General features: G+C 71.1%; 11 protein-coding genes. 5 read left to right on the top strand and 6 right to left on the bottom strand.

Annotated features, from left to right (window positions below):
• Window positions 1-6: 6 nt before the first annotated feature.
• A complete protein-coding gene (locus ACWGKS_RS07895) occupies window positions 7-708 on the bottom strand; it encodes a class I SAM-dependent DNA methyltransferase (RefSeq protein WP_358509173.1) in 702 nt (233 codons plus the stop codon).
• A 445-nt stretch (window positions 709-1,153) separates the two neighbouring features.
• Between ACWGKS_RS07895 and erm the strand changes: the two genes are divergently transcribed.
• The 3 genes from erm to guaD all read left to right on the top strand — a co-directional run bounded on the left by erm (window position 1,154) and on the right by guaD (window position 4,102).
• Window positions 1,154-1,933: an ErmE/ErmH/ErmO/ErmR family 23S rRNA (adenine(2058)-N(6))-methyltransferase gene (gene erm / locus ACWGKS_RS07900; protein ID WP_358509176.1), complete on the top strand. Its 780-nt coding sequence runs from the start codon at window positions 1,154-1,156 to the stop codon at window positions 1,931-1,933.
• A gap of 62 nt (window positions 1,934-1,995) precedes the next feature.
• A complete protein-coding gene (locus ACWGKS_RS07905) occupies window positions 1,996-2,571 on the top strand; it encodes a hypothetical protein (RefSeq protein WP_358509179.1) in 576 nt (191 codons plus the stop codon).
• 178 nt (window positions 2,572-2,749) lie between these two features.
• The gene (gene guaD, locus ACWGKS_RS07910; protein ID WP_358509181.1) at window positions 2,750-4,102 is read left to right on the top strand and encodes a guanine deaminase; all 1,353 of its coding nucleotides are present in this window, start codon (window positions 2,750-2,752) and stop codon (window positions 4,100-4,102) included.
• Window positions 4,103-4,215: 113 nt separating this feature from the next.
• On the opposite strand, the gene treZ is transcribed toward guaD, so the two are convergent.
• The gene (treZ, locus tag ACWGKS_RS07915) at window positions 4,216-6,015 is read right to left on the bottom strand and encodes a malto-oligosyltrehalose trehalohydrolase (RefSeq protein ID WP_452522127.1); all 1,800 of its coding nucleotides are present in this window, start codon (window positions 6,013-6,015) and stop codon (window positions 4,216-4,218) included.
• A 147-nt stretch (window positions 6,016-6,162) separates the two neighbouring features.
• Between treZ and ACWGKS_RS07920 the strand changes: the two genes are divergently transcribed.
• Window positions 6,163-6,744 carry an NADPH-dependent FMN reductase gene (locus tag ACWGKS_RS07920; protein ID WP_358509185.1) on the top strand — a complete coding sequence of 194 codons (582 nt, stop codon included), beginning with the start codon at window positions 6,163-6,165 and terminating at the stop codon, window positions 6,742-6,744.
• Between the two features lie 9 nt (window positions 6,745-6,753).
• Here ACWGKS_RS07920 and ACWGKS_RS07925 read toward each other — a convergent pair whose 3' ends face one another.
• Entirely contained in the window at window positions 6,754-7,632 is an 879-nt protein-coding gene (locus ACWGKS_RS07925; protein ID WP_358509188.1) for a putative RNA methyltransferase, read from the bottom strand.
• An 8-nt stretch (window positions 7,633-7,640) separates the two neighbouring features.
• A complete protein-coding gene (gene treY, locus ACWGKS_RS07930; RefSeq protein ID WP_358509191.1) occupies window positions 7,641-10,016 on the bottom strand; it encodes a malto-oligosyltrehalose synthase in 2,376 nt (791 codons plus the stop codon).
• A 322-nt stretch (window positions 10,017-10,338) separates the two neighbouring features.
• Here treY and pstS point away from each other — a divergent pair, with 322 nt between their 5' ends.
• Window positions 10,339-11,490 carry a phosphate ABC transporter substrate-binding protein PstS gene (gene pstS / locus ACWGKS_RS07935; protein ID WP_358509194.1) on the top strand — a complete coding sequence of 384 codons (1,152 nt, stop codon included), beginning with the start codon at window positions 10,339-10,341 and terminating at the stop codon, window positions 11,488-11,490.
• 197 nt (window positions 11,491-11,687) lie between these two features.
• On the opposite strand, the gene ACWGKS_RS07940 is transcribed toward pstS, so the two are convergent.
• Both ACWGKS_RS07940 and ACWGKS_RS07945 read right to left on the bottom strand, forming a co-directional pair.
• Window positions 11,688-13,370, bottom strand: coding sequence for a glycosyltransferase (locus ACWGKS_RS07940; RefSeq protein ID WP_358509352.1), 1,683 nt, complete (start codon window positions 13,368-13,370; stop codon window positions 11,688-11,690).
• Between the two features lie 179 nt (window positions 13,371-13,549).
• A complete protein-coding gene (locus ACWGKS_RS07945) occupies window positions 13,550-13,717 on the bottom strand; it encodes a hypothetical protein (RefSeq protein WP_358509197.1) in 168 nt (55 codons plus the stop codon).
• Window positions 13,718-13,748 lie beyond the last annotated feature (31 nt).

Here is a 13,748-nt window from a genome sequence, read left to right on the forward strand (position 1 = left end):
GGCCCCTCAGGCGGGGCGGGTCCAGACGAAGGCGGCCGAGATGGGGTGACCGCGAAACCTCTCCCACTTGGGTTTGGCCGCCACCCAGCCCTCGTCCACCACGGCCTCCTCCAACGCCACCAGCCGCCACCCGGCGGCCAGGGCGGCGCGCACGTGGTCACCGACGTGGTGGACGTGCGTGGTGATGGCGACGTCCTCACCGGAGGCGTCGGTGAAGTGGGTGGGCATCCCCGAGACCATGATGAACTGCGGGTGGTAGGCGACCAGGACGAAGTGCCCGCCGGGCCGGGTGAGCCGCCACGCCTCGGCGTAGAGCGGGTCGAGCCCGGGCAGGTGCTCGTCGATGAGCGAGGCGATGGTCAGGTCGTAGGAGCCGGCGGGCAGTCCGGTGGCGCGCACGTCGCCTTGGGCGAGGGTGGCGTGGGCGCCGCGCTTCTCGGCCAGCGCGAGCATCCCGGCGCTCAGGTCCACACCGTCCACGCGTGGGATCCCGCGTTCTCGAAGCCAGGCGCCGGTGCGCCCGGTTCCGCACCCCAGGTCGGCGGCGCGGTCGATCGTGCCCCAGTCGGGTGCGGTGAGCCCGGCGAGCAGACCCAGGTCCATCGCGTCAAGGACGGACTCCTCGTAGGTGGTGGACCATCCGTCGTAGCCGGTGGCCACGTCCACGGTGCGATAGTGGCGGGTGTCGAAGGTGGAGAAGTCGGCCATGGCGACGAGTATCCCGTGTTCGGGACGGGTACGGCCACCCGTTTTCCGGAGTATGGCCCTCGCGGAAAATGCGTTGCCCGCGCGGATGGCCCTCCCCTAACGTGGACGTCATGGCAGCATTCCACGCGATCTTCCAGGGTCCACAGGCCTGGCCCGCGGTCGCCTACGCACGACTCCGGTCCGCTCAGCCGGCCCGGTAGCCGAACCCCTCTGAGCGCACCGCCGTTCCCGCGTCCTCATCGGCGCGACGTCGGCGGTGCCGGGTTCGTCCTTCGTCGCACCCGCGTCTTCGCCGGTCCGGTCTCAGCCGACGCCCCTTTTCCCTTTCGGGCGGTCGGCCGGCGGACCCTGTCCCTTTTCTGACGCGCCCTGGCCGGGCGTGGGTCCCGTCGTGCCGTTCACGCCCTCGTCGGCCACCCCCGGTGGCGGAACGGACCACGCACGCATGGCACGCGCCAGGAACAACGACCGTCGACGTCTGTCCCAGAACTTCCTCGCCGATCCGGCGACCGCCCGTTGGGTGGTGCGCACCGCGCGAGTGGGACCCGAGGACCTGGTGTTGGAGGTGGGTCCGGGTGAGGGCGCCCTCACCCGCCACCTCACCCGGGACGCGCGGCGGGTGATCGCCCACGAACTCGATCCGCGTCTGGCCGACCGACTGGCCGAACGCTACCGGGAGCGCGCACCCGGGTTGCGGGTGGTGCGCGGGGACTTCACCCGATCGCGTCCACCGGGCTCCCCCTTCGTGGTGGTCGGCAACATCCCGTACTCACGGACCTCCGACATCGTCCGTTGGTGTCTGGAGGCCCGCCACCTGACCTCGGCCACGCTCGTCACCCAGTTGGAGTACGCCCGCAAACGCACCGGGGCCTACGGGCGGTGGAGCAAGGTGACCGTGCTGAGCTGGCCGGAGTGGTCCTGGACCCTGGCCGGGCGGATCGACCGGCGCAGGTTCCGTCCGGTGCCACGGGTGGACTCGGGTGTTCTGGTGCTGCGCGCCCGGGAGGAACCGTTGCTGCCCCGGGAGCACTTGGACGAGTACCGGTGCCTGGTGGAACTCGGTTTCGGTGGGGTGGGCGGTTCGCTTTCGGCGTCCCTGCGCCGCGCGTACCCGGCACGGAAGGTGACCAGGGCACTGGGCACGGCGCGGGTCGCGGCCGGCGCACCGGTGGGGTTGGTGACGCCCGGACAGTGGGTGACGTTGACGCGTGTTCTGACCGATTGAGGCCCCGGCCAGGCCGGGGATCGCGCACCGACCTCACCTAACGTGGGTTTATGCGACGAATAATGCCTTACGCACTGTTGTTGCCGTTGGTCCTCGCCGCTGCCGCGTGCGCCTCCCCTGCGGAGATGGCGCTGGAGGACCCGGTGGAGACCTCCGCCACCGAGGAGGAGACCACCGGGTCCGCCCCGACCGATGAGGCCGACGAGGGGGAGGGCGGCGCCCCGGGCACTTCGGACCAGAGCGGTGCTCCCGACGCCGGGGACACTCTGGCCTTCGGGGAGCCGGCCGTCTTCCCGCACCCGGTGGGCGCCTACGAGGAGGAGTTCCAGGAAGGGATCGAGGAGGACGTGGTCTACACCGTGGACGACGTCACCACCGACGGAGCCGGGAACGCCGGCTTCACCCTGACCGTGGATGTGCCCGAACTCGGCCGGGTGTTCGGCCTGGGCAACATGTCCGTGGAGTGTTTCTTCGACGAGGCCGGCACCCCCGCGACCAGCGACGCTCCGGTCACGGAGGCCGAGGCGGGGACCCACACCATGGACATGGAGTGCGAGGCGCCGCAGAGCGCTCAGGACCTGACCGTGGTGATGACCAACGCCGAGGACGAGGCCACCTGGACCGGCCCCCTGGAGTGACCCTTCGGACCGGGACATCGGGCCCATCACCGTGGCCGGCCTCGTCGCCGGGGCCGCCCTGTTCGAGGGCGGTCGCCTGGATACGCTCGGTGAGGAGGAGCCCACCGCGTTCCGCGGGGACCCTACCCCGTCTACGCGGACACGCTCCTGTCCCCGGACCCGATCAAGGACGTGACCGATGCCCCTCACACCGCCCTGCCCCGCAGGTGAACTCTCGGCCGTACGCGGAGACCTCGTCTACTTCACCGGTGATCCCTTCCGCGTACCGATACGGGAGTGCTTCGTCCACCAGGTCGACGGGGTGGTCGTGGTCGAGGACGGGCTGATCCGGGAGGTCGGACCGGCCACCGACGTCCTGCCCGGACTCCCCGAAGGCACACGGGTGGATCACCACCCGGGCTGTCTGGTCGGGCCCGGCTTCATCGACTCCCACGCGCACTACGCGCAGAGCGACATGATGGCCGCCCACGGCGACCAACTCATCGACTGGTTGCGCAACCACACCTACGTCGCCGAAGAGCAGATGGCCGATCCGACGCACGCCACCGCGATGGCCCGCCGGTTCCTCTCGGAGCTGCTGCGCAACGGGACCACCACGGCGCTGACCTTCGCGACCGTGCACCGCCACTCGGTGGACGCCCTGTTCGGTGCGGCCTCCACCCTCGGTATGCGGATGATCGCCGGCAAGGTCCTCATGGACCGCAACGCGCCCGAGGCCCTGCGCGACACGGTGGAGAGCGGCTACCGGGACTCCCGGGACCTGATCGGCGCCTGGCACGGGAAGGGCCGGAACATGTACGCGATCACCCCGCGTTTCGCCCCCACCAGCAGCGACGAACAGCTGGCGGCCGCCGGTGAGCTGTGGCGCGAGTTCCCCGACGTCCACGTGCACGGTCACCTGTCCGAGAACCGGGACGAGGTCGCGTGGGTGCGCGAGTTGTTCCCCGAGCGTTCCGGTTACCTGGACGTGTACCACCACCACGGTCTGACCGGTCGGCGCGCCGTGTACGCCCACGGCGTGCACCTGGGCGAGGACGAACTCCGGCTCTGCCACGACACCGATACCGCCATCGCGCACTGCCCCACTTCCAACAACTTCCTGGGCAGTGGTCTGTTCCCGTTGCACGAGGCGCTGGACCCCGAGCGTCCCGTGCACGTCGGACTCGGCACCGACGTGGGCGCGGGCACCACGTTCTCGCTGCCCTCCACCATGGGTGAGGCCTACAAGGTGGCGCAGCTGCGCGGCCACAGCCTGGATCCCCTGCGTTCGCTGTACCTGGCCACCCTGGGCGGCGCCGTCGCCCTGGACATCGACCGCCACGTCGGCACCCTCACACCGGGGCACGAGGCCGACCTGGTGGTGCTCGACCCGCAAGCCACGCCGCTGCTGTCACGGCGGACGAACACGGCCGAGTCGGTCTCCGATCTGATCTTCGCGTTGTCGATCCTGGGCGATGACCGGGCGGTGCGCCGCACCTACGTGGCGGGCCGCCCGCTCGGTCCCGAGGACGTCCCGGCCGATGCGAGCTGAACGACAGGAGCCCCTCGACCGTCGGGACCTGCCCGCACCGCACGGCGGCCGACCGGGCCGAGGCCCTCGGGCGGATGGTGTGGGAGCACCTGGCCGAGTGGGCGCGTGCCCGACTACCGGAAACGGCCCGAACGGGCGGGCCGGACACGTAGGACGGCGAAGGACTCGCCCGGCAGCTCGACCCGGGTGCCTTCGACCCGGGTGTGTCCGGTGACGAGCAAGGGTTCCCCGGGGTCGGCGTCCAACTCGACGGAGGCCTTCTCGGCGGACAGGTTGCACAACAGCCGCAAGCGGCCACGGTGCAGGACGAGTACCCGGCCGTCATCGCTCGCGCTCACCTCGAAGCGGTCCAGGCGCGGGTCGGCCAACTCGGGTTCGGTGCGGCGCAGGGCGATGAGCGCCCGATAGGTCTCCAGGACCACCGCCCCGGGTTCGCGCTCGGGCTCGGACCAGTCCAGGACGGCGCCGTCGCGGGTGGCCGGGTCCATGGGGTCGGGGACGTCCTCCTCGGCCCAGCCCAGGGCGGCGAACTCGCGGCGGCGCCCGGCGCGTACCCCCTCGATCAGGGCCGGGTCGGTGAAGGACGCGAAGAACGGCCAGGGGGTGGTGGCGCCCCACTCCTCGCCCATGAAGATCATCGGGGTGTAGGGCGAGCACAGCACCAGCGCCGCGCCGCAGGTGAGCAGACCGGGTGAGAGGTGTTCGCCCTTGCGGTCGCCACGGGCGCGGTTGCCGATCTGATCGTGGGTGGCCAGGTATCCCAGGAACCGGTTGCCCGGGACGCGGTGGGTGTCGACCGGTGCGCCGTGGCTTCGCCCTCGGAACGAAGAGGGCCCACCGTCGTGCCGGAACACGTGTCGCAGTACGTCGGCGAGCACGTGGGGGCCGGCGAAGTCGGCGTAGTAGCCGTGGGTCTCCCCCGTGAGCGCCACGTGCAGGGCGTGGTGCAGGTCGTCGGACCACTGGGCCGTCATGCCCAGACCGCCGGCCTCGCGGGGCAGGACGGTGCGAGGGTCGTTGCGGTCGGACTCGGCGATCAGGGACAGGGGGCGGCCGAGTCCGGTCGCCAGGGCGTCGACGGCGTCGGAGAGTTCGACCAGGATCGGTACGGCGCGGTCGTCCCTCATCGCGTGCACGGCGTCCAGGCGCAGCCCGTCCAGGTGGTAGTGGCGCAGCCAGTCCAGGGCTCCCTCGACGATCAGGTCGCGGACGGGGTCGGAGTGGGGGCCGTCCAGGTTGAGGGAGGGGCCCCAGGCGTTCTCGCCGAGGAAGTAGGGGCCGAAGCGCGGCAGGTAGGCGCCGGAGGGGCCCAGGTGGTTGTAGACCACGTCGAGCAGCACGGCGAGGCCGCGCCGGTGACAGGCGTCGACGAACCGCTTGAGGGCGTCGGGCCCGCCGTAGGGTTCGTGGACCGCCGACCACAGGACCCCGTCGTAGCCCCAGCCGTGGGTGCCGTCGAAGGCGTTGAGCGGCATGAGTTCGACGTGGGTGACGCCGAGTTCGACCAGGTGGTCGAGGCGGTCGATGGCGCCGGTGAGGGTGCCGTCACGGGTGAAGGTGCCCACGTGGAGTTCGTAGATCACGGCCCCGGCGAGGGGGCGACCGGTCCAGTCCGCGTCGGTCCAGACGTGGGCGTCGTGGTCGTAGACCCGACTGCTGGTGTGGACGCCCTCGGGTTGCCACAGCGAGCGCGGGTCCGGCAGGGCCCGTTCGTCCTCGTCCAGCAGGTAGGCGTAGTCGGATCCGGGTCCGGCCCCGGCGACCGTGACGTGCCACCATCCGTGGTCGTCGCGGTCCATGGGGTGGTCGGTGCCGTCGACGCGCACGCGCACCCGGTGGGCTTGGGGGGCCCAGACCGAGAAGTCTCCGTGGACGCCGCGTCCGAGGGTGGCGGGGTGGTTCGGTTCGTTCACGCACGGTGACCTACCCAGGGACGACGAGCGTCGAACCGCCCCACGCGGCGTCCTCAACGGGCGGGATCCGGCGGGCCCCGATTCCGGCAGGGGCCGGATCCCGGAAACAGGGATGCCGGGACCGGCGCGCCGTGAGACGGTGTGGCGATGGAAGAACGTCTGGTGCTGGGGATCTGCGGAAGCCTACGGCGGGGTTCGCTCAACGCGGCCCTGTTGCGGTTGGTGCCACGGGTGGGTTCGGAGCTCACGCTCGCCGGTGAGGACCTGGCCGGTCGATTGCCGTTGTTCAATCCCGACGTCGAGAACGATGAGGGCTCCTGGCCGGATTCGGTGCGCGAGTTGCGGGACCTGGCCGCGCGCGCCCAGGGGTTGGTGATCGCCACGCCCGAGTACGCGCACGGCCCCGCCGGGGTGACCAAGAACGCCATCGACTGGTTGGTGGGTTCGGGTGGACTGGTGGGCAAGCCGACCCTGTTGGTGAGCGCCTCCCCCGGTCAGGCCGGCGGTATGCGGGCCCACGCACCGTTGATGCCGACGTTGACCCTGTTGGGCGCGGTGTTGGTCGACTGCGTGGTGGTCTCCCGTGCGGGGTCGCGTGTGGACGAACGCGGTGAGTACGACGACCCGGCGGTGGTGGAGCGGATGCGGTTGGCCGTGGCCGAACTGGAGGACGCGCTGTCCTACGCCGAGGGCAGGCGAGCGGGTCTGCCCCTGGGCGGGATCCTCTGACCGTTCCGCTCAGGCGCCCTGGGACAGGGGGCGGTAGGTTCCCAGACGAATCGAGGCGGTGACGCGCACGGGGTCGGGCAGGTCGGCCACGCGTTCGGCCAGCTCCTCGGGGGTGATGTGGCGGGCGCTGGGCCCCATCCCCACGACGGTGAGCGCGTCCGGGTGCGGAAGGTCCATCTCGAAACGGACCGGTCGCGCCTGGACCGGCGTGAAGTGGGTGTGCAGGCTCTGGGCCAAACGCTCTTCCTTGCGGGGGTCCACGTCCAACAACCCCAGGGCGGAACGCAGCTCGGTGAGGTGGTCGGGTTCGGGGGTGACCACCAGCAGCGTCCCGGTGGGCGCCAGGACGCGGTGGAACTCGGCGGCGTTGCGGGGGGCGAACACGTTGAGCAGGACGTCGGCGACCCCGTCGGCCAGGGGCAGGACCCGCCAGGAGTCGGCGGTGACCGCTCCGGCGCGAGGATGTGCCTTGGCCGCCTTGCGGGCGGCGAACTTGGACACGTCGGTGGTCAGTCCCACCGCGCCGGGCGTCGCCTCCAGGACCTGGGCCAGGTAATGGCCGGTGCCACCGCCCACGTCCACGATCAACGGGGCCGCGCCGACGCCCGCCACGGCCTCGGCCAAGGCCCGGCCGATGGGGTCGTAGTGCCCGGCCGCCTGGAAGCGCAGCCGATCGGCGACCATCTCCTTGCCGTCCCCCGTTCCGGGCGGGGTGGCGCCGGTGAGCAGCCCGGCGTAACCCTCGCGGGCGACGTTGAAGCCGTGCCGTGCGGGGCAGGTGAGCCCGCGAGGGTCCCGGGTCAGTGCCCTCCCGCAGACGGGGCAGGCCAGGGCGTCCGCCACGCGCTGCGGCATGCGCAGGCGGGGACCGGTGTGGGTGTTCGTCATGATCGCGGTCAGCCTACCGGCGTTCGACCTCTGGCCAGCACCGCGACCGGGTAGCGGTCCAGGACCTCGGTGAGGTGGGCGGTGGTGAGGCCGTCCACGCGCTCGGGCACGATGGGGCGAGCGGTCAGCAGGTCGACCCAGTCCCCCGGCCCCGAGGGCAAGGGCAGCACGGTGTCGGCCCAACCACCGGCGTCGGCCAGGGTCAGCGGTAGGCGGGTGGCGACCACCGCCAGCGCCGGGCCGTGGGAGCCGCGGGTGGTACGGGCGAAGGCCAACGCGTGGTCGGCGGCCGGCCCTTGCGCGCTCAACGGCAGGTAGCCGGTGGGTCGCAGGTCGCGGCGGGCCATCAGACAGGTGCGGACCAGGTGGAGTTTGGCCGCGCCGTCGGCGTCGACGCGCGGACGCCACCCCGCCTCGATCCGGGCCAGTGGTTCGGCGCGCGCCTCGTGGTCGACCGGGCGCCGGTTGTCGGGATCGACCAGGGACAGGTCCCACAGTTCGGTGCCCTGGTAGACGTCGGGCACGCCGGGACCGAGCAGCTGGACGGCCTTCTGGCCCAGGGAGTTGCTCCATCCGGGCGCCGTGATGGACTCGGCGAACGCGCGCACCTGGGCGTACAGGTCGGCGTCGGCGCGCAGCCGGTCGGGCCAGGAACGGATCCGTTCCTCGAACTCGGGGTCCTGGTGGGTCCAGGAGGTGCCCAGCCGCGCCTCGCGGGCGGCCTTGAGCAGGTAGTCGGTCAGTCGCTCGTCGTCGATGGGCCAGGCGCCGAGGAGGGTCTGCCAGCCCAGCAGGTCCAGGGCGGGTTCGGGCAGGGGCGCGCGCGGACTCCATCGGCGTACGGCGTCGGCGAAGTCGCCGGGGATCTCCGAAAGCACGGCCAAGCGGGCGCGCACGTCCTCGGAGCGTTTGGTGTCGTGGGTGGACAGGGTGGTCATGGTGTGCGGTTCGGTGGCCTCTCGGCGCAGTTGCGCGGTGTGCAGGTCGGCCACGCTCGTCCCGAAGGCGGCCGGGTCGCCGCCGACCTCGTTGAGGGCCACGAACCGGGTGCCTCGGTAGAAGGCGGTGTTCTCGGTGCCCATGGCCACGACCATGCCGCTGGTCTGTTGGACGCGGCGGGCGAGTTCACCGTGGGGGTCGGTGCGCACCGAGCGGTCGATGCCCTTCAGGACCGGTTGCAGGTCGGGGCGGCGGTCGGCGGCGGCGCGTACGGCGCGCGCCCAGTCGTCCTCGCCTTCGGGCAGGTAGGAGCGGTAGACGTCGAAGGAGACCAGGAGTTCGGCCACCGCCTCCTCCGCCCGGCGAGGGTCGGTTCCTTCCGGCGGGATCAGTGCGGCGATGCGGCGCACCTCGGTGTGCAGGAGTTCCCCGGCCGCGTGACCCCTGGCCTGGATGTCGATCTCGGGGACGTCGGTGGCCACCCCGTGGTCGCGTGCCAGGGTGGTCAGGATCGGTTCGGCTCCGGGGTCGACGAACGCCCCGCACACCTGGCGCAGGGCGTCGTAGCCGGTGGTTCCGGCGACCGGCCAGGACGCGGGAAGGTTCTCCCCCGGGGCGAGGATCTTCTCCACCACGATCCGGCCGCCGAAGCGTTCGGCCAGGCGGCGCAGGTATCCGCCGGGGTCGCTGAGTCCGTCGACGTGGTCCACGCGCAGCCCGTCGACCAGGCCTTCGCGGCCCCAGCGCAGGATCTCGGCGTGGGTGGCGTCGAAGACCCCGGGGTCCTCCACCCGCACCGCGGCGAGGTGGTCGACGTCGAAGAAGCGCCGGTAGTTGAGTTCGCCGTCACCGCGCCGCCAGGACACCAGCCGATAGTGCTGACGCGGGTGGACGTCGGCCACGTCCTCGCCAGGGGTGTGGGTGCCCTCGGCCAGGGGGAAGCGTTTGTCGAAATAGACCAGGTGGCCGTCGGCGATGGTGAGTTCGCTCAAGGCGGCGCGTCCGTCGTCACCGTCGTCGCCCAGGACCGGGACCAGGATGGGCCCGGAGTCGAAGTCGATGTCGAAGCATCGGGCGTGGACGGAATCGCGCCCGTTGGCGAGCACGTCCCACCACCACGGGTTCGCGTCGGGTCGGGCGATCGACATGTGGTTGGGGACGATGTCGACGACCACCGCCAGTCCCAGGGCGTGGGCTCTCTCGGCGAACGCCCGCAGCGCGGCCGGCCCGCCCAGGACATCGGAGACCCGTGTGGGGTCGACCACGTCATACCCGTGGTCCGATCCGGGGGTGGCGGCCAGCACGGGTGAGAGGTAGACGGCGTCCACTCCCATCCGGTGCAGGTGGTCGAGCGTTCCGGTGGCCTCGTCCAGGGTCAGATCGGGGCCCAACTGCAGGCGGTAGGTGGACTCGGGTGTGCGGTGGGGCGTTCTGTCAGCGCTCATCATCCGATTCCGTGCCCCGGTCGTCGGCGTGTCATGCACACGGTTCCGGCCCTGGTGAGGGGCCCGAACGGAACCCGCTTCCAGGGCGCGTCCCGCTACCTTTCACCGGTCGAAAACCCCTAGTTCATCTCTTGTACACCTATAGTCCCCCGAGTCGCCACGGATGCGTCCGGTTCCACACACACCCGCGTTGGGGAAGGCGGTCCGATCATGGTTGAATTCATCGGCGGTGTTCCATTACCAGCGACAACGCGCCGGATATCGGCGGCCGACGGTGAAGACGACGAGGACCACCGCCACCGACGAAGGGGATAGAAGCAGCGTGCTCCCGCCCAACAAGCGCACCCGCACCCAGGACCGTCCCGGACGCCGGGCCAACGTCTACCGGGGCGCCGCCTCGGCCGCACTGGCCGGGTTGATGCTGGCGACCACCGCCTGCGGCGGCGACAACGCCGTCGAGGGCGCGGGGCCGGCGGTCCCCGACGACCTGGAGTGCTTCTCCGGCAGCTTGAACGGCGCCGGTTCCAGTGCCCAGGAGAACGCGATGACCACCTGGATCGCGGGTTTCCAGTCGGCCTGCGAGGACGCGCGCATCTACTACGACTCGATCGGTTCGGGTGGTGGGCGCAACCAGTTCATCGACGGCGCGGTGGCCTTCGCCGGGACGGACGCGGCCATGGACCCCGACGAGAACACCGACGCCCTGGCGCGTTGCGGTGACTCCGACACCATCAACCTGCCCGCCTACGTGGTGGCCATCGCGGTGGTGTTCAACGTCGAGGGCGTGGATTCGCTCAATCTGAGCCCGGACGTCCTGGCCAAGATCTTCAACCAGGACATCACGCACTGGAACGACCCCGAGATCGCCGAGGACAACCCGGACGCGGACCTGCCCGACCTGGCCATCACCCAGGTGAGTCGGGCCGACGACTCCGGTACCACGGAGAACTTCACCGAGTACCTGTCCGAGGCCGCTCCCGACTCCTGGCCGCACGAGCCCGGCGGCCAGTGGCCGTTGGCCCCGCGCGAGTCCGCGCAGGGCAACAGCGGTATCGCCGACACCGTCTCGCGCGCCGAGGGCGCCATCGGGTACGTGGAGATGTCGCACCTGCACGGCCTGCCCGCCGCGAACATCGGTGTGGGCGACGAGTTCGTGGAGATCGCCCCCGACGCGGCCGCCCAGGTCGTGGCCGACTCCCCGCGCCGCGAGGAGAACACCAGCGAGTACGACCTGGCGTTGGACCTGGACTACGGCACCACCGAGCCGGGGAGCTACCCGCTGGTCCTGGTCAGCTATGAGACCGCCTGCCTGGACTACCCGGACGAGGGCGAGGCCGAGCGGGTCAAGGCGTTCCTGAACTACGTGGTCAGCCCCGAGGGTCAGGAGGCGGCCTCCGCCGAGACCGACTCCACGCCGGTCAACGACAACCTGCGGGAGAACCTGTTGGACTCGATCGAGGCGATCAACTCCTGATCTGAGGGCACCGTCCGCCAACTGCGGGGATCTTCGACAGGTGTGGGAATCGCGGGCGCGTCACCACTGTGGCGCGCCCCTTTCACGTTCGCGATCCGATACCTTGTGCGCAGACCGTATCGCGCAGAGTCACCGATGGCGCGAAGTGGCGGTATACGAAGGGGTCCGTCCCCGTTCGGGTGGGTGTCTTCCCCCATCTACCCGGCCGTGGGCGGACCTCCCGGGTCGGCGGACTCGTCGCCCTCGGGCATATCCCGACCACAGGCACGGCAGGCCCGGTGCCACAGCGCCCGGATCCTTCGCCCCAGGCCGCGCCGTCGCACCATGCCGTGCGGGGGCTCCTCCTTCGGGTGATGGTCCTCGGCCGCTCCACGCCCGTCCTGTTCCTCCTCCGGTTCCCCCTTCGGGCCACCCGCAACACCCGGATCCTCCTCGTATCGGATCTCGGACGCCGGCACGGGCATCGGCGGCACCGAACGGTGCAGGGTCAGATCGGTCAGGGTGCCCTCGCCGCCGTGGATGCGGTAACGCCCGTGCAGTTGGGCGACCACGTCTGTCAGTTCCTCGTCCTCTCGCCGCACCCGCATGGCCCGGGCCAGGGCACGGGTGCGCCACAATCGCACCCTCGTGTCCCGCGTGGGCGAGGAGGCCTGGAAGAGCTCGATGAGACCGGATCGGGAGCGTTCGGCGCCGGCCAGCAACCGTGACAGGCTCAGCTCGCCCAACCCCCAGGCCACCGGCAGCTGGAACAGGAACGGGGAGGGGAACCCGGTGCGCGGGGCGACCGAGGCGAAGGTGATGCGGGGTTCGCGCAGGTAGTTGGCCTGGATCAGACGCAGGTCCAGACCCTGGTGTTCGAGGGTCGTCTCACGCACCCCCGCCCAGTCGGCGACCAGGGTGACCACCAGGTCGGCCTCGGTACCGCCCAGCAGCCGGTCCACGCAGCCGCGCACCAGGTCGTAGGAGGCGCCGGAGACCTCGACCACGGCGTGCACCAGCGGGATGCGGCGCCGTTCGACGGGCACCCGTTCGCGGTAGGCGTGCGGGTGCGGCATGAGCTCGGCCAGGACCTCGGTGCGAAAGCGCTCGGAGGGCAGACGGGTGCGGGCGGTGACGGCCGGGCCCACGTGCCAGGCGGTGGCCGCGGGTTCGGGCACCATGACCGCACCCGCCTGCCACAGGCGATAGCCGAACTCGGTGTCCTGCCCCAGGTCGAGGTCGGGGTCCACACCACCGGCGGCCTCGTAGAGGCTGCGTCGCAGAGCGGCCGCGGCGCCGATGTGGGCGTGGAAGCCGAGGTGGTCGGCCTCGCGCAGTCGGTCGCTGTGGTCCAGGAGTCGCTCGACCCACGTATGGCGTCGGTCGTCGGTCAGGATCCGCTCCGGCCCGCCCGAACGCAGGGCGTCCAGGAGGGACCCGACACTGTCGGGTTCGGTGTCGCTGAAGCGGACGCGGCCCAGGGTGACGCACTCGGCGTGGGTGTGCAGCCAGCGGGCCTGCGCCTCGACGAAGTCGCCGGTGGCGACCATGTCGGCGTCCATCCACACGAGGATGTCGCCGGTGCTGGCGTGGGCTCCGTAGGCGCGGGCGTATCCGGCGCCCCAGCCGTGACCGGGGGCGGGCACGATCCGGCATCGGCGGGGGCGGTGTTCGGGTAGGAGCAGTGGTGGTGAGGAGTGGTCGTCCACGACCACGACCTCCAGGAGGTGGTCCGGGTAGGTCTGGACGGACAGGGAGGCCAGGGCGAGGTCGAGTCGGTCCTGGCCGCCGCGGGCGGGGATGACGACGCTCACCGTGAGTTCCGGTGTCCAGCGGCCGGTGATGGGGGGCGTCAGCGCGTTCCAGTCGTTGCGGAAGACCCGGGCGCTGACGCGTTCCACCCGGCCGCGGTGCGATACCCCGTCGACATGAGACCCCACGTGCTTATTCAGTGACACAGAGTCACTATAGCGATGATTCCTCACCGAGTGTGAGCGTCACGCTCGCCCGCTGTGTCGGTTTCTCGCCGTTTCCTCCACCGGCCCCGAAGAGGGGCCGGCGGAGGGGCGCGTGGGCGGGTTCAGCGGCGGGAATCGGTCTGGAGCATCTTGACGCCCAGGAAGACCACACCGATGACCAGGGCGATCATCAACAACCACACCAGTAGTCCCACCAGCACCGACAGGATCCAGAAAACTCCGATCACCACCGCCACACCCGCGGCGATCTGGAGGATGAGTCGTCCCATGCGGGGAAGAATACGCGACCCGTCGGAGCGA

The organism is Nocardiopsis sp. NPDC055879 (assembly GCF_053615935.1).